This window comes from Streptomyces sp. Ag109_O5-10, from assembly GCF_900105755.1.
GTDB lineage: Bacteria > Actinomycetota > Actinomycetes > Streptomycetales > Streptomycetaceae > Streptomyces.
Window position 1 is genome coordinate 5696397 of record NZ_FNTQ01000001.1, and the last position, 17287, is coordinate 5713683.

The 17287-nt window shown below is 73.3% G+C and carries 9 protein-coding genes; 3 read left to right on the plus strand and 6 right to left on the minus strand.

Going from position 1 to position 17287, the window contains the following annotated elements:
- From BLW82_RS26095 to BLW82_RS26120, 6 genes are all read right to left on the minus strand, one after another.
- Positions 1-2193, minus strand: coding sequence for a bifunctional glycosyltransferase family 2 protein/CDP-glycerol:glycerophosphate glycerophosphotransferase (locus tag BLW82_RS26095; RefSeq protein ID WP_093502284.1), 2193 nt, complete (start codon positions 2191-2193; stop codon positions 1-3).
- A gap of 124 nt (positions 2194-2317) precedes the next feature.
- Positions 2318-4579, minus strand: coding sequence for a bifunctional glycosyltransferase/CDP-glycerol:glycerophosphate glycerophosphotransferase (locus BLW82_RS26100; protein WP_093502286.1), 2262 nt, complete (start codon positions 4577-4579; stop codon positions 2318-2320).
- Positions 4580-4734: 155 nt separating this feature from the next.
- On the minus strand, positions 4735-5574 hold the full coding sequence (locus BLW82_RS26105; RefSeq protein WP_093502287.1) for a carbohydrate ABC transporter permease: 840 nt from the start codon (positions 5572-5574) through the stop codon (positions 4735-4737).
- A complete protein-coding gene (locus BLW82_RS26110) occupies positions 5571-6902 on the minus strand; it encodes a carbohydrate ABC transporter permease (protein ID WP_093502289.1) in 1332 nt (443 codons plus the stop codon). The genes BLW82_RS26105 and BLW82_RS26110 overlap by 4 nt, the downstream gene beginning before the upstream one ends.
- Positions 6903-6909: 7 nt before the next feature.
- Positions 6910-8286: an ABC transporter substrate-binding protein gene (locus BLW82_RS26115; RefSeq protein WP_093502291.1), complete on the minus strand. Its 1377-nt coding sequence runs from the start codon at positions 8284-8286 to the stop codon at positions 6910-6912.
- Between the two features lie 153 nt (positions 8287-8439).
- On the minus strand, positions 8440-12282 hold the full coding sequence (locus BLW82_RS26120; protein ID WP_093502292.1) for an FHA domain-containing protein: 3843 nt from the start codon (positions 12280-12282) through the stop codon (positions 8440-8442).
- 432 nt (positions 12283-12714) lie between these two features.
- Here BLW82_RS26120 and BLW82_RS26125 point away from each other — a divergent pair, with 432 nt between their 5' ends.
- From BLW82_RS26125 to prfB, 3 genes are all read left to right on the plus strand, one after another.
- On the plus strand, positions 12715-14427 hold the full coding sequence (locus BLW82_RS26125; protein WP_093502294.1) for a serine/threonine-protein kinase: 1713 nt from the start codon (positions 12715-12717) through the stop codon (positions 14425-14427).
- A 124-nt stretch (positions 14428-14551) separates the two neighbouring features.
- Entirely contained in the window at positions 14552-15787 is a 1236-nt protein-coding gene (locus BLW82_RS26130; protein ID WP_093502296.1) for a serine/threonine-protein kinase, read from the plus strand.
- A 331-nt stretch (positions 15788-16118) separates the two neighbouring features.
- Positions 16119-17225 (plus strand): peptide chain release factor 2, encoded by a 1107-nt coding sequence (prfB, locus tag BLW82_RS26135; protein ID WP_093502298.1) that lies wholly within the window; start codon positions 16119-16121, stop codon positions 17223-17225.
- Positions 17226-17287 lie beyond the last annotated feature (62 nt).

Here is a 17287-nt window from a genome sequence, read left to right on the forward strand (position 1 = left end):
TCAGCTCCTGACGAGGGTCGCGGCCGGGGCGGGCAGGCGTTCGGCGAGCGGGATCACCTTCGGGATCTCCTCCGGCGGCCAGCCGAGGAACACCCGCCGCACCACCCGCTCGGCGGCCAGGCCGTCGTCGAACTGGCAGTACCGGGCGCGGAACTCGGCGCGCAACTGCCGGGACTCCGGGCCCCGGTAGGAGCCCTCGCGGAAGATCCGGGCCAGCTCCTCGGGGGTGTGGGCGACCGGGCCCGGCGGCTCGGCCATCAGGTCGAAGCAGACACCCCGGGTCTGCCGGTAGACATCCCAGTCGTCGGCGTAGACCACGATCGGCCGGTCCAGGTTCGCGTAGTCGAACATGATGGAGGAGTAGTCGGTGATCAACGCGTCCGCGGCCAGGCAGACGTCCTCGGCGGAGCGGTGCGCGGTGACGTCGATGACCCGGCCGGTGCCCGCCGCCCGGCCCCGGTCGTAGAAGTAGTGCGCGCGCAGCAGCACGACGACGTCCTCGCCGGCCGCCTCGCAGAACGCCTCCAGGTCGAGGCCGGGCTCGAAGCCGGTGTGGTGGTCGCGGTGGGTCGGGGCGTACAGCACGGCCGTCCTGCCGTCGGGGACGCCCAGCCTGCGGCGGGCCCGGACCACGTCGTGGCCGGAGGCCGTGTAGTAGACGTCGTTGCGCGGATAGCCGTACTCCAGGGTCTGGTAGGAGCCGGGGAAGGCGCGTTCCCAGGTCTGGGTGGAGTGGCGGTTGGAGGAGAGGTTGAAGTCCCAGCGGTCGACGCGGCCCAGCAGCTTGGTGAAGCTGCCGGTCCGCGCGGCGACCACCGGGTACGTCGACTGGTCGACGCCCATCTTCTTCAGCGGGGTGCCGTGCTGCGTCTGCACATGGACGCTGCCGGGCCGCTTGACGACCCCCTCGGCGAAGTTGGCGTTGTTGACAAGGTACTTGGCGCGGGCCAGCACCTCCCAGTACCGGTGGCTGCCGATCACCACGGACTCCACGTCGTCCGGCACGCTGTGTTCCTGGCCGGCCTCGACCAGGAACACCGAGTGGATGTGCGGGGCGAGTTCGCGGGCCACGGCGTGGATCGCGGCCGGGTTGCAGACGTAGCCGCGCCCCCAGTACGCGCAGTACACGGCGAGGTTCGGGTCCAGCGGGCGGCGCAGGTCGAGGGCGTACCGGAGCCGGGTGAGCGGCATGTGCGGGCGCGGCAGCCGTCCGGCGGCCCCGGCCGTGATCCGGTTGGCGCCGCGCAGCGCGCGGAACGCCGTGTACGCGCCCGCCGCGAGCAGCCGGTGCTGGACCCCCACGCTCCCGCCCGGCATCCGGAACCCCTCGGGGCGGTGGGCGCGGTGCAGCCGGGCCGCCCGCCGGAAGAACGCCCGGTGCCCGGACGGCATCCGCTCCGGCCGCGCGGCCGTCCGCAGCACCACCGCGAAGACCTGCTCGAACAGCGCCCGCGCCCGGTCGCCCGGCAGCGCGGCCGCCCGCTCGAGCACCAGCTCCGCCTGGTCGAGGAGTTCGTGCTGGTGCGGCCCCGGCAGGTTGAGCCGGCTGCCCTGCCGGCGCAGCCGGTGCCGTACGACCACCGAGCGCAGCACCGCGATCCGCTCGGCGGCGACGGTGGTCAGGCCGCCCCAGCCGAGGTCCGTGAAGTGCCCGTCCGGAAAGCTCAGCCGCCGCTCGGTCAGGAAGGACCGGCGGTAGACCGCGCTCCAGGCCGGCAGGGCCACGCCCGTCAGCCGCGGCGCCCGGTCCGGGGCGAACGCGCCGCTCGGGACGCCCGCCAGCAAGGGCGCCGCCGGGTTGCCCGGCTCGCCCTCCCACCAGGGGGCGCGCTCGTGCTCGGCGTACAGGACGTCCACGTCACCGGTCTCGGCGAGCCGGGCGTCCAGCAGCGCCAGCGCGCCCGGGACCAGGACGTCGTCGCCGTCGAGGAAGAGCAGGTACGAGCCGTGCGCCGCCCGCATCCCGGTGTTCCGGGCCCCGCTCAGCCCGGCGGACGGCGGTGAGTGCACCGGCGCCACCCGGGAGTCCCGTTCGGCGTAGGCGGCGGCGACCGAGGCGGCCGGGGCGTCGGGCGCGTCGCAGACCGGGATCAGCTCCAGGTCGCCGAAGGACTGGCCGAGGACCGAGTCCAGCGCCTGGGACAGCCGGCCGGCGACCCCGTGGGACGGGACGATGATGCTGAAGCGGGGCATGCTGCTCTTTCTCAGGTGTGCCTGCGGCCCGGCCTTCCCGTCGGCCGCCAGGTGGACGGCCGGGACGGAGTGGGCCGCGAGGTGCTGGGGGGCATGAGAGAACTCCCTGCAAGGCAAACGGCGATCAACGGCTCTCGGTGACGGGCAGATGGCCGGAAGGTTGCGGAACGGTGGCCAGCGGGGAGTGGGTGAGCCCCGAGGCCGCCGAGGGCACGGGGTGCCGGTCCGTCAGCGGGATGAACTCCGGCAGCCCGGCCGTCTCGCCCAGCACCACGTGCCGTACGACCCGCTCGGCGGCGCGTCCGTCGTCGTACCGGCAGAACCGCTCGCGGAAGGCGGCGCGCAGCTGGGCGGAGCGGGAGCCGCGCCAGTGGCCGCCGGCGAAGATGTCGATCAGCTCGTCCTCGGTGCGGGCGACCGCGCCCGGCGGGCTGGAGCGCAGGTCGAAGTAGGTGCCGCGGGCCGCGTCGTAGGCGTCCCAGTCCTCGGTGTGCACGACGATCGGCCGGTCCAGGTTGGCGTAGTCGAACATCAGGGAGGAGTAGTCGGTGACCAGCGCGTCCGCGGCCAGGCAGAGCGACTCCACGCTGGGGTGGTCGCTGACGTCGATCACCCGGCCCCCGGAGGCGAGCGGGCCGCCGTGCCAGTAGTGGGCGCGGGCCAGGATCACGAACCGCGGGCCGAGGCGGCGCACGATCCGGTCCAGGTCGAGGGCGGCCCGCTGGGTGCGCCGGTAGTCGCGGTGGGTGGGGGCGTACAGGAGGGCGACCGCGCCCTCGGGGACGCCGAGCGACTGCCGGATCCGGGTGACGTCGGCCGAGGTGGCCGACTGGAAGACGTCGTTGCGCGGGTAGCCGTACTCGAGGGTCCGGTATCCGCCGGGGTAGACGCGCTCCCAGGTCAGGGTGGTGTGGCGGTTGGCGGACAGGACGTAGTCCCACTTGTCGACGCCCCGCAGGAGCTCCTCGAAGTCCATGCCGGTGGCGGCCGCCGGGTGTTCCTGGAGGTCGAGGCCCATGTGCTTGAGCGGGGTGCCGTGCTGGGTCTGCACGAACACCTGGCCGGGGCGCTTCTTCAGCCGCCGGTCGAAGTTGACGTTGTTGACCAGGTACTTGGAGCGGGCCAGCGCCGTCCAGTAGGCGAAGGTGCCCGGCCGCAGCCGGCGCGGGCCCGGCGGGATCGTGTGGTGGTGTTCCGGGCGGGCGATCCAGGCCGTGCGGACGTGCGGTGCGTGGGTGCGGAACGCCGCCTCCAGCGCACCCGGGTTGCAGCCGTGCCCGCGGTTCCAGTAGGCGGCGAAGACCGCGCGGTCGGCGCGCAGCGGGAGCCGCAGCTGGATCCGGTAGTGCAGCTGGAGCAGGGCCGAGCGCAGACCGCGGACGGACTTCACGCCGGCCTTGACCGCGCGGCGGCGGGCGGACATCGCCCACTGCAGGGCGCCGTAGGTGCGGTGCAGGCCGTAGTGGACGAGGCCGTGGCGGAGCCGGGTGCGGAGCGGGACGTTCGAGCCGCCCGTCCGGTAACGCCGGTAGTGGGCGCGGGCCGTGCGCAGGAACTCGCCGCGGCTGCTCTTCGGCAGCCGGTTCGGGCTGGTGAACACCGTGGTGAAGTGGTCGACCATGCGGCGGAACAACACCGGCTGCCAGCTCGCCAGTTCCGGCCGCTCGGCGAGGAACGCGAAGACCCGGTCGTACTGTTCGAAGATGTCGAAGTGCTTGCGGCTGGTGGTGGAGAGGATGCTGCCCTGCCGTCGCTGCCGGTAGTGCACACAGACCCGGTCGAGGGTCGCGATCGACCCGGCGGTCAGCAGGGCCGGGTAGGTCCACGGCGTGTCCTCGTAGAAGCCGGGCGGGAAGCCGAGGCCGTTCTCCTCGACGAACTCCCGCCGGTAGGCCTTGTTCCAGGCCACCATGAGCACGCGGAGCAGACCGGGCCGGTCCTCGAGCCGGAAGGGCGCCGGACCCTCCTCGGCCAGCTGCGCCGCGAGCTTGTTGCGCTCCGCCCGGCCGGTCCAGAACGTCCGCGCGTAGTCGTACACGAGCAGGTCCGGATCGCCCGTCTCCTTGATCCGGTCGGCGATCGCCCGCAGCGCGTCCGACGTCAGCGTGTCGTCGCTGTCCAGGAAGAGGAGGTAGTCGCCGCGCGCCTGGGCCATCCCCGCGTTGCGGGCCCCGCCCAGGCCCTGGTTCTCCGGCAGGTGCAGGGCCTTCACCCGCGCGTCCCTGGCCGCGTACTCGTCGATGATCGTGCCGCAGGCGTCCGGCGAGCGGTCGTCCACGGCGATCAGTTCCAGATCGGGGTACGACTGCGAGAGCACCGAGTCCAGGCACTCGGGCAGATACGCCTGGACCTGGTACGCGGGGACAATGACACTGAACCTGGGCAAGGGGCATCCATGGGTCGGTCGGCGCGGGCGTTCTGCCCGGGAACGGCCAATGGAATGATTTGGTTACGGTTCGTTAGGTCATGTGGGTTACGTTCCGTGAACGGGCGGGGGCGGGCCGGTGGCCGGCCCGCCCCTGCTGACGACCGCTTGTGCGGTTATTTGACCGCGCCCGCCATCACTCCGGACACGAACTGCCGCTGGAACGCGAAGAACACGGCCAGCGGGATCACCATCGAGATGAAGGCACCGGGCGCGAGGACGTCGACGTTGTTGCCGAACTGGCGTACCTGGGTCTGCAGCGCGACCGTGATCGGCTGGGTGCCCGACTTGGTGAACACCAGCGCGACCAGCATGTCGTTCCACACCCACAGGAACTGGAAGATGCCGAGGCTCGCGATCGCCGGCCCGCCGAGCGGCATCACCACCCGCGCGAACAGCCGCAGTTCACCGGCTCCGTCGAGACGGGCCGCCTCCAGCAGCTCGCGCGGGATCTCCGCGAAGAAGTTCCGCAGCAGGAACACCGCGAACGGCAGCCCGAAGCCGACGTGGAAGAGGATCACCCCGAAGATCGTCCCGAACAGGCCGATCTTCCCGAAGAGTTCGGCGATCGGGATCAGCGCCACCTGGACGGGTACCACCAGGAGACTGACCACGACCAGGAACCACCAGTCCCGGCCAGGGAACTCCATCCACGCGAACGCGTAACCGGCCAGCGCCCCGATGACCACGACCAGGACCGTCGCCGGGACGGTGATCAGGACCGTGTTCCACAGGGAGTGGGTGATGTCACCGTTCTCCAGGAGCTTCTGGTAGCTGTCGAACGTCAGCTGGGAGGGCTTGGCGAAGACGTGCCACCAGCCGCTCGCGCTCATGTCGTCCGGCGACCGGAGCGAGGAGGCGAGCAGCCCGATCGTCGGCACCAGCCAGAACAGGGCGACGACGATCAGGAGGACGCGCACCAGACCGCCGTTGATCTTGTTCAGCAGCCAGCTCATCGCCGCTCCTCCCGCCGCAGCCTGCGCACGTTGAACCACATCACCGGGATGACGAGCAGCAGCAGGAACACCGCGATGGCGCTCGCGATGCCCGGCTGGCCCTCCGAGAAGCCCTTGCGGTACAGCTCCAGGGCGAGCACGTTCGCGTCGTCCTGCGAGGAGCCCGGCGCGATGATGTACACGAGGTCGAAGACCTTCAGGACGTTGATCATCAGGGTGACGGTGACCACCGCGAGGACCGGTGCGAGCAGCGGGATGGTGACCTTGCGGAACACCTGCCACTCGGTCGCTCCGTCGACCCGCGCCGCCTCCAGCAGCTCCCGGGGCAGCCCGGCCAGGCCGGCCGCGATCAGCACCATCGCGAAGCCGGCCCACATCCACACGTACGACCCGATGATGGCCGGGGTGACGAGGGACGGGCCGAGCCAGTCGACGCCGTTGTAGGGCTGTTTGAAGTTGCTCGCGGGCAGCCGGAGCTGTGCCCCGTCGGCGGCGGCGGGCAGCGTGAAGGTGCCGTCGGCCGCCGCCTTCGTCGATGCCACCACCTTGCCGCCCTTGACCGCCTCGATCCGCATCCCGTCGTAGCCGAGCTCGGACGGGTCGGGGGCGCCGAGGGTACCGACGCCCTTGCCGCGGGTGAAGTCCTGCCAGGTGGTGCCGGTGATCTTCCCCGGGTCGGCCTTCGCCGCCACCGCCTTCTTGGCGCCGTCGGGCATCTGGTCGGGGGCGACGCCGACGAGCGGGAGGGTGACGGTCTGCCCGGTGTGGACGGTCGCCGCCGTGATGAAGCCGCCCTGGTCCGGTTTGAGGGGCGACTCGCGGCCCGGGTGGGCGTTCGGGAACGCGGAGGACTGGGCGAAGGTGTCGTGGATGCCGACCCAGACCGCGTTGGCGACGCCCTTGCCCGGGTCCTGGTCGTAGACGAGGCGGAAGATGATCCCGGCGGCCAGCATCGAGATCGCCATCGGCATGAAGACGACCAGCTTGAACGCCGTCCCCCAGCGGACCCGTTCGGTCAGCACCGCGAAGATCAGGCCGAGGGCCGTGGAGACGGTCGGCGCGAACACCACCCAGATCACGTTGTTCTTCAGGGCGGTGCGGATGCCGTCGTCCGTGAAGATCGCCTTGTAGTTGTCGAAGCCGGCGAGCCCGTCGCCGTTCGCGTTGTAGAAGCTGCGGATCAGCGAGTACCCGATCGGGTAGACCACGAGCGCGCCGAGCAGCACCAGGGCGGGGAGGAGGAAGAGAACCGCCACGCTCCTGCGGGTGCCGGTCACGCTTCTGCGGCGGCCCGGTGGAGCGGGGGCCGTGGTCGAGGGTGCGGCCATCGCCGGGTCAGCTTCCGCTGCCGTAGGCGGCCGCCGCGTCCTTCTCCAGTTTCGCCTGGGTGCCCGCGACGTCCGTCGGGTTCTGCAGGAAGTCCTGGAGGTCCTTCCACTCGCCCTTGCCCGGGGTGCCGCCGAACGCCTGCGGGGCCTGGTCGGACATGTCGAAGCGGAAGTCGTCACCGGACGCGATCAGCGACTTGGCGATCGTGCGCTGCACCTCGTTCGGGTAAGCCGAGTTCGGCACGCTCTTGTTCGGCGAGAGGTAGCCGCCGAGCTTCGCCTGGATCGTCGCCGCGTCCGGGGAGGCCAGGAACTTCGCCAGCGCCTGGGCGCCCTTCGAGTCCTTGAAGATCACCGCCGCGTCACCGCCGGAGACCACGGGGGCCGTTGAGCCGACCGACGGGAACGGGAACACCTTGGCGTCCGTGCCCACCTTCGCCTTGGTCTCGCCGATGTTGACCTGCACGAAGTCGCCCTCGTACACCATGGCCGCCTTCGGCTGGTCGCCGCCGGTGAAGGTCTGGGTGACCGAGGCCGGGAACTCGGTCTGCAGCGCGCCGGACGCGTTCCCCGCGACGTACCCCTTCTTCCCCCAGACCTGGGCCAGGGTGGTCAGCGCCTGCTTCACCGACGGGTCGGTCCACTTGATCTTGTGCTGGGCGAGCTGGTCGTACTTCTCCGGGCCCGCCTGGGAGAGGTACACGTTCTCGAACCAGTCCGTCAGCGTCCAGCCGTCGGCGCCGCCGACCGAGAACGGGGTGACGCCCGAGTCGTACACCGCCTGCGCCGTCGTCAGCAGGTCCTGCCAGGTCTTGGGTTCCTTGGCGCCCGCGTTCTCGAAGACCTTCGCGTTGTACCAGATCAGCGACTTGTTGGCGGCCTTGTAGTAGACGCCGTACTGCTTCCCGCCGACCTTGCCTATGTCCTGCCAGCCCTGCGAGTAGTTCTTCTGCACCTCCGTGACCGTGTCGGCGCTCAGCGGCTTCGCCCAGCCCTTCTGCACGGCCTGCTTGATCGCGCCCGGCTGCGGCAGCAACGCGATGTCCGGCGGCTGGCCGCCCGCGATCTTCGATCCCAGGAAGTTGATGATCGGGTCCTGGGCGGGCACGAAGGTGACCTTCGCACCGGTGCGCTTCTCGAACTCCGCGAGCACCTGCTTGAAGTTCTTCTGCTCCTGCCCGGTCCAGACGGCGGCCACTTCGAGGGTGGTGCCGTCGAGCTTCGGGAGGCTGAGGGTGCTGGACCGGGTGGCGCCGGTGCTGGTGTCGCCGCCGGACTTCTTGTCGTTGCTTCCGCATGCGGCCAGCGCGAGGGATCCCGCGAGCAGGGCGGCGAGTGTGGCGAGGGCCCTGTGTGTCCGGACGGTGCTGCTGTTACCGCGCATCACTTCCCCGTTCGTCGTTCTTCGTTGAACGTCAGAACTCTGTCCCGTGCGCTCCGGTGTACGCGGGGGCCGCGCACGCGGCAAGTGGGCCGACAGGTCAGCGCGGGAGATCGTGATCGCGTTGTGATCAGTGACCCGGGATTGTGCTCCCGATCACAGAAGGGAAGGGACCTCCGCCGCGGAGACCTCCTTCGCCGCTCGCTCCACCGCGCTCGCCAGCAGGGCCAGGTCGGTCGGGCCGTTGCCGAGTTCGCGGACGGGGCGGCGGGTCGGGGGGTCGCCCATGCGCTGCCAGTCGAGGGGGACCACCGTGGGGCGCTGGGTCGCCGTGCGGGGGATGCGGCCCGTGACGCGGCCCGTCTGGAACGCCGTGGTGCGGCCGTCCGGGGTGGTCAGGCGGCCACGGCCCGGCGCCGGCTCGTCGGGGCCGTCGGACGGGGTGTCCAGGGCGACGCGCAGGGTGGCCTGCCGGGCCGGTTCCGTCTCCGCGGTACGGCCGCCGGTGCCGGCCGCCGCGACCAGGTGGACGCCGAGCCGCTCGCCCTCCTTCGCCACCGCCTCCAGTGCCCGCATCACGGAGCCGGCGGCCGGCCGGCCCGGTGAACCGAGCGCGGGGGAGACCAGGGCGTCCAGGTCGTCGACCACGACCACGAGCCGGGGGAGCGGGGGCGGCGGCGCCTCCGTACGGCCACGGGCCACGGCACCGGCCGCCGGGCGCAGCCGGAGCGTCGAACTCGGCGGGGCCTCTATGTCGGCGGCGCCCGAGGCGGCGGGACGGGCGCGCTGCGGGACGATACGGCCGGAGATCTCCCGCTGCGCGTGCCAGTCGGCGAAGTCGGAACGGCCCAGCAACTCGGCCCGCCGCTTCAGCTCGGCGCTCAGCGACTGCGCCAACTCGCGCATCCGCACCGGGTCGTTGGCGGTCAGGTGCGTCGTGACATGCGGTATGTCCGTGCAGACCCGCAGGCCCTCGCCGTGCCCGGCGCCCGTCCCGACGCCGTCGCGGCCGTCGATGAGGACGATCCCGAGCCGGTCGGGGCGCTCGGCGGCGGCCAGCGAGGCGACCACCGCCCGCAGCAGCTCCGTACGGCCGCTGCCGGGCGGGCCCTCGACCAGCACATGCGGTCCCTCGGCCACCAGGTCGGCGGTGAGCGGGCCGCGCGGTCCCGCGCCGAGCACCGCCCGGGCCCGGCCGCCCAGCGACTCGGTGTCGTCGGCCGCGTCCGCCCAACGGGCCATCAGCGAGGCCGGGGTGGCCCTGGCCAGCCCCAATTCGTCCAGCAGCCGGGCGGACCGGGGGAGCGGGGCGGCCATGCGCGGGTGCCGGTCGGCGCCGGGGCCGTCGGGGCGCAGCGGGGCCAGCGCCCTCGCGAACCGCTCGGCCCAGGCGGCGGAGACCGCGTCCACCGCGGCCAGGGTGCCGGGACCGACCGGGCCGGCGGGACCGGCCTGGCCGGTGCGGCCGCCGGCGGAGACCCGCATGAGGTGCAGCGCCGTCGCCACGTCGCCGCTCAGCAGGGCCACCGCCCCGCACTCACGGAACGTCGGTGTCACCGCGCACGCCTCCTCGTAGGTCCGGTCGACCGGGGAGGTGGGCGAGGTGGGGACCGTCTCCGCCAGGCAGAGGACGTGCACCCCGGCACGCGGCCCGGCCACGGTCAGCCGCGCCACCGCCTCGCGCAGTGCGGAGCCGCCGGGATCGCCGTCCACGACGACGACCGTGTACGGGCCCGGGAAACCGCCCTTGCCGTCGTCGTCGGTGCCCAGGTCGTGCCGGGCCCAGGAAGGGCCCTTGGCGGCTTCGGGGGACGCGGCGTCCGCCGCCGTACGGGCCGGAGCGGGGACCGGCGCGGGGGTGGGGCGGTCGGACGGGGTGGCCGGTCTGCGGGCGGCGGACAGCTCCTCCGTACGCCGCAGCAGCTCCTCCACGCGGGCCGCCGCCTGCTCACGGTCGTAGGCCAGCAGCAGGCGGCAGTCCTGGCCGTGCCCCGGGCGGACGTGCGGGAGCCAGCCGAGCCAGGACCATTCGGCCGTGCGCTCCTCCAGGGGGCGGGCCCGGTCCGCACTGATCAGGACGATCTCCAGCAGGTCGGGCGAGTGCAGAGCGGCGAGCTGGGCCAGGACCGCGCGGGCCAGGCCGGCCAGGCGGGTGCGCGGACCGGCCAGGCCGAGGCCGCCGGCCTCGCGCAGATCGGCGGTGACCGGGACGGCGGGGAGCAGGCCCGAGCCGTCGGGGGTCGGGCGGTCCGCCGTGCCGAGCCGGACGGTGAGCGCCTCCGGGTGGCCGGGGCCGCGCTCCCAGAGGCGGGGGCCGGGACCGAGCGCGGTCAGCAGCAGGGCGGCGGGGTCGGGCCAGGTCTCCGGCCGGGCGGGCACACCGGGGGACGCGGCGGGGCCGTCCTGCGGCGCCGTCTCGGCGTCGGCGGCCGACGGGGGCTCACCGCGGCCGCCGGCCAGCCGCCGGGCCCAGGCTCCGAGCCCGCCGCGCCTGCGGGGGCCGGGCAGGGCGGGGGCCTCGGTGCCGCGGAGGGGGGTGCCTTTGCGCCTGCCGGAGGGGGCCGGGGCGTCGGCGGGGTCGAGGGCGAGAGCGGTGCCCTCGGCGGGGTCGGGGGCCGTGGGGCGGGCGGCGGTGCCTCCCGCGCCTGTGGAGCTTCGGCTGCTTCCGGCGTCCGCGGCGCTGCCGGAGGGACCCGGGCGGTCGTCCAGCACTCCGGAGTGGCCTGCGTGTGTGTCGCCTGGGAGATGGCCGACGCGGGAGCCGGGTGCGGTGCCGGGGCCCTGCGCCGGGTCGGGGTCGTACGGGGCGGCTGAGGCGTGGGGCGCACCGGCGCTGTATGCGGTTCCCGACCCGTGCCCGTGGGGCGCACCGGCGCCGTACGCGTCCTCGGGTCCGTGTGCGGCGCCCGAGTCGTACCCGGCGGCGCCGCGCGGGCCCGGCAGCGTGCCGCGGTTCCCGGTCGACCGGTGTCCGTGCCGGTCTCCGTCGTACTCGCGGCCGGCCGACGGTGGCTCGCCCCGCTGCTGCGCGGACGACGGGAATCCGCCCGCGTGCCCGCCGGCCCCGGCCCCACCTGCCCGCCCGGTCCACGGCGGCCCGTCGGCGCGGTCGGCCGACGGCTGCCCGCCCCGGCTCTCGATCCCCGGCGCGTCCCCCTGAGCCGGTACGACCGGTGGCTCCGCCAGGCCGTGCTCCTGGCTGCCGGCCGCCCCGCCGGCGGCTCCCCAGCCCGCCGTGCCGTAGGCGTGGTGGGTACGGCCGGCCGGTGCGGCCGTGCCGCTCCCGACGGCGGCGGAACCGTCGCCGTAGGTCTCCCCGCCGCCCGTCAGCACCCGCACGCACCCGTCTCCGTCGGGTTCCGTGCCCACCCGGGCCCCCGGCCCCCCGGACGGCGTAAGCCGCAGGGCCGATTCCCCGATGCGCAGGAGCGAGCCCGGGGTGAGGCGGACCGGGCGGTCGGTGACGCGGGTGCCGTCCAGGGCGGTGCCGTTGGTGGAGTGCAGGTCGGCGACCGAGACCCGGCCGTCGGCGGCGACCGTGACCGCGCAGTGCAGCCGGGAGACGTCCGGGTCGTCCAGCGGGACGTCGGCCTCGGCGGAGCGGCCGATGGTGATCTGGCCGCCGTGCAGGAGGTGCACCCCGCCCGCGTCCGGGCCGGCGATCACGTGCAGCTGGGTCGGAGCGTCGTCCAGCTCGGGATGCGGCTCGGGGGCCGCGGGGGCGCCCAGGGACAGCACGGCGCCGTCGACCAGCGGGGGCTCGCCCAGGATCCGGCGGCGGGCGTCCAGCCGCTCCGTCCCGGCGTACAGCACGACCGGGGCACCGCTCGGCTCCCGGCCGCCCAGACTGCCGTCCCCGGTGACCGCCGAGGCCAGCCCCGACGCCACCGCGGCCAGGTCCGTGCCCGAGGGCGCCGTCACCAGCACGTCCCGGCTCGCGGCCCGGCCCCGCTGCGCGGCAGGGCCCAGCGGGTCTACGACGGTCAGCCGGATCTGCATCGCCGTCAGCGGTCCCTTCTGCGCGGGCGCGGAATTCCCCCCACCGCCACGAGCACGTCGGCCAGTTCTGCTGTCAAGCGCATCCTCGCACCTGCCACTGACAACGCGCCCACGCCCCGATGGTAAGTGATCTTGATTGGTCAGCTCTGCCCCCAAAAGTGCCTGACCAATACCGTGCGCGCGATCACTTGAGATCGGTCACGTCCGAGCCCGGCAACCAGCGGACCGAAGCAAGCGTCTTTCCATCGAACGGAGGCCGGAACGCCAACGTATGGGGATACGTCGGGACGCTTATCGGCCCCCTACCGGGGAGGGGAAAGCAGAGCCGGACGACAGCCCGTTCCCAGGCACCACGGCACTAGAGTGGGTCGGACACACGGGTCGGAGACATTCAGCAGCCAGCCATTCAGCAAGCAGCAGGGAGCGCATGACGTGCGGCCGGTAGGCAGCAAGTACCTCCTGGAGGAGCCGCTGGGACGCGGCGCCACCGGTACCGTCTGGCGTGCCCGCCAGCGGGAGACCGCGGGCGCCGAGGCGGCCGTGCCCGGCCAGCCCGGCGAGACCGTCGCGATCAAAGTCCTCAAGGAAGAGCTCGCGAGCGACCCCGACATCGTGATGCGCTTCCTCAGGGAGCGCTCCGTCCTGCTCCGGCTCACCCACCCGAACATCGTCCGGGTGCGGGACCTCGTCGTGGAGGGTGATCTCCTCGCCCTGGTGATGGACCTCGTCGACGGCCCCGACCTGCACCGCTACCTGCGCGAGAACGGCCCCTTCACCCCCGTCGCCGCCGCCCTGCTCACCGCCCAGGTCGCCGACGCGCTCGCCGTCAGCCACGCCGACGGCGTGGTGCACCGCGACCTGAAGCCCGCCAACGTGCTGCTCGCCCAGTACAACGGCCAGATGCACCCGATGCTGACCGACTTCGGCATCGCCCGCCTCGCCGACTCCCCGGGGCTGACCCGCACCCAGGAGTTCGTCGGCACGCCCGCGTACGTCGCCCCGGAGTCCGCCGAGGGCCGTCCGCAGACCTCCGCCGTCGACATCTACGGCGCCGGCATCCTGCTGTACGAGCTGGTCACCGGCCGCCCGCCGTTCTCCGGCGGCAGCGCCCTGGAAGTCCTGCACCAGCACCTCAGCGCCGAGCCCCGCCGCCCCTCCACCGTCCCCGACCCGCTGTGGACGGTCATAGAACGGTGCCTGCGCAAGAACCCCGACGACCGCCCGAGCGCCGAGAACCTCGCGCGCGGCCTGCGGGTCGTCGCCGAGGGCGTGGGCGTGCACGCGAACTCCGCGCAGATCGCGGCCGCCGAGGGCGTCGGCGCGCTGCTCGCCCCCGACCCGGCACCGGCTGCCGTGCCGGGTTCGGCCGACCCTACCCAGGTGCTGCCGAACACCGGCACGCCGATGGGCGCGTACGACCCGAACGCCGCGACCAGCGTCCTGCCGCACACCGGCGGGCCGGGGCCGTTCGGCGCCGCCGACCCGACCGCGGTGCTCCCCAACACCGGCGCCGCCGACCCGACGGCCGTCATGCCGCCGATGCCCCAGGGCCGGCCGGGGCAGCCCGGCCAGCAGCAGCCCGAGCAGCCGCACCCCTGGCAGACCCAGCTCCGCGCGGCCCGCGACCGCAACGAGCAGACCCAGGTCCAGTACCTCGACCCCGGCGAGGACCCCCTCCGTCGCCGGCCGCAGCGCCAGGTGGCCCGGCCGCAGCAGCCGCCGCAGCGCCAGGCTCCGCAGCAGCAGCCGGTACGCCGCCCGCAGCCGCGCGGACAGCAGGGCGGACAGCAGGGCGGACAGGGCGGGTACGGCCAGCAGCCCGCCGGGTACGGCGGCGGCCGGCCGCAGCAGTACGCCCCGCCGCAGCAGCCCCAGCAGCGCTACGCGCCCCCGGCCGAGCCGCAGCGGGCCCCGCGCGAGCCGCGGCAGCGCAGCGCCAACCCGATGCGGATTCCGGGGCTCGGCTGCCTCAAGGGCTGCCTGTTCCTGGTCGTCATCCTGTTCGTCGCGGGCTGGCTGATCTGGGACCTGACCCCGGTGCACACGTGGGTCGGACAGGGCGAGGGCTACTGGAGCCAGCTGAAGGACTGGACGAAGTCGATCGGCAGCTTCATCAGCAACCTGGGCAACGGTTCCGGCAACTGACTGCCGGAACCGGCCGCGACTCTGTGGATTTGTCGACACCTGGCGGGTGATTTCCGCCTCTGTGGTGAAGGTTGGCTCGCCGGACGCGTACTTTTGTCGGCAACACGCGTCTGTAGGAGCAGTCTTGGCACGGAAGATCGGCAGCCGGTACACCGCCAACCAGATCCTGGGGCGGGGCAGCGCCGGCACGGTGTGGCTGGGCGAGGGGCCGGAAGGGCCCGTCGCCATCAAGCTGCTGCGCGAGGATCTCGCGTCCGACGAGGAGCTGGTGGGCCGCTTCGTGCAGGAGCGCACGGCACTGCTGGGCCTCGACCACCCGCACGTGGTGTCCGTCCGTGACCTCGTCGTCGACGGCAACGACCTCGCCCTCGTCATGGACCTGGTCCGCGGCACGGACCTGCGCACCCGCCTGGACCGGGAGCGACGGCTCGCGCCCGAGGCGGCCGTCGCCATCGTCGCGGACGTCGCGGACGGGCTGGCGGCGGCGCACGCGGCGGGCGTCGTCCACCGGGACGTGAAGCCGGAGAACGTCCTCCTCGACATGCAGGGCCCGCTGGGCCCCGGTGGCGCCCACCCCGCCCTGCTGACCGACTTCGGCGTCGCGAAGCTCATCGACTCCCCGAAGCGGACCCGGGCCACGAAGATCATCGGCACGCCGGACTACCTGGCCCCGGAGATCGTCGAGGGCCTGCCGCCCCGCGCCTCGGTGGACATCTACGCCCTCGCGACGGTCCTGTACGAGCTCCTCGCGGGCTTCACCCCGTTCGGCGGCGGCCACCCCGGCGCGGTGCTCCGCCGCCACGTCACCGAGACCGTCGTGCCCCTCCCCGGCATCCCCGAGGAGCTCTGGCAGCTGCTCGTCCAGTGCCTGGCGAAGGCGCCGGCGTCCCGGCTGCGGGCCTCCGAGCTGGCCGCGCGGCTGCGGGAGCAGCTGCCGATGCTGGCCGGGATGCCGCCGCTGGACGTCGACGAGCCGGACACGGAGACGCCGGAGGAGACCGAGGAGTCGTCGGCCGCCGCCGCGCCCGCCGCGGAGGAGCAGCGGGTACGGCGCCGGGGGGCCGTCTCCCTGGTGCCGGGCGCGAAGCCGGACTCCAACCGGGACACGCACACGTCGATGCGGGTACCGGGCCCCGACGAGCTGGCGGGCGGCGCCCGGGGCACGGCGCGGGTGCCCAGGGCGTCGGGGGCTCCGCGGCCGGGGTCGGCACGGCACCGGGTCGCGGCGCGACGACGGAGGGTGACGTTCGCGGTGGCGGGGGTCGCGGTGGCGGCCGCTGTCGGCGTCGGGGCGTGGCTGGCGACGTCGGGCGACGACTCGGCTCCGCCGAAGGAGACGCACAGCTCGTCAACGCCGTGACCTGCCGGTGGCTCCGCCGGCCTTTCCCACCCACCCACCCGACCCGGTAGGCAACAGCCCACCGCCACGGGGCTCCGCCCCGGACCCCGTGGGGTCGTGGGGGGTGGCCTGGCCGTTCGTCCGGCTCGGTAGGCCGTGGGGTCACCGCCGTGTGGGGCTTTGCCCCGGACCCCGTGGGGGAGCGGCGCCCGCTTGGCTCGGTGGGCCGTGGGCCACCCGCCGCGAGGCTTCGCCGCGGACCCCGGCAAGGACCCGGGGTCGGCCCGGACCCGCGAACGGGCGGTGGTGCCCGTCGGCCATCCTCGGTTGGCGGAGCCGTTACGCTGGAGGCGTGGCAGTCGTCGATGTATCCGAAGAGCTCAAGTCCCTCTCCTCGACCATGGAGTCGATCGAGGCCGTTCTGGACCTCGACAAGCTGAGGGCAGACATCGCCGTGCTCGAGGAGCAGGCGGCCGCGCCGTCCCTGTGGGACAACCCGGACGAGGCGCAGAAGATCACCAGCAAGCTGAGCCACCTCCAGGCCGAGGTCAGGAAGGCGGAGGTGCTGCGCGGACGGATCGACGATCTCGCGGTGCTCTTCGAGATGGCCGACGAGGAGGACGACCCGGACACCCGCGCCGAGGCCGAGTCCGAGCTCGCCGCCGTCAAGAAGGCGCTGGACGAGATGGAGGTCCGCACCCTGCTCAGCGGGGAGTACGACTCCCGGGAAGCCCTGGTCAACATCCGTGCCGAGGCCGGTGGCGTCGACGCCGCCGACTTCGCCGAGAAGCTGCAGCGCATGTACCTGCGCTGGGCCGAGCAGAAGGGCTACAAGACCGAGCTCATCGAGACGTCGTACGCCGAAGAGGCCGGCATCAAGTCGACCACCTTCGCCGTGCAGGTGCCGTACGCCTACGGAACCCTCTCCGTGGAACAAGGCACGCACCGCCTCGTGCGCATCTCGCCGTACGACAACCAGGGCCGACGGCAGACCTCCTTCGCCGGTGTCGAGGTGCTCCCCGTCGTCGAGCAGTCCGACCACGTCGAGATCGACGAGAGCGAGCTCAGGATCGACGTGTACCGGTCCTCCGGTCCCGGCGGCCAGGGCGTCAACACCACCGACTCCGCCGTGCGCATCACGCACCTCCCGACCGGGATCGTGGTCTCCTGCCAGAACGAGCGGTCGCAGATCCAGAACAAGGCCACCGCGATGAACGTCCTCCAGGCCAAGCTCCTGGAGCGGCGCCGCCAGGAGGAGCAGGCCAAGATGGACGCCCTCAAGGGCGACGGCGGCAACTCCTGGGGCAACCAGATGCGGTCGTACGTGCTGCACCCGTACCAGATGGTCAAGGACCTGCGCACCGAGTACGAAGTCGGCAACCCCGAGGCCGTGTTCAACGGCGAGATCGACGGCTTCCTGGAGGCCGGAATTCGCTGGCGCAAGCAGCAGGAGAAGTAGCTTTGTCGACTCGCCCAGGGTGAGTCGACCGATCTGGAACTGCCGCCCACCGGGCGGCAGTT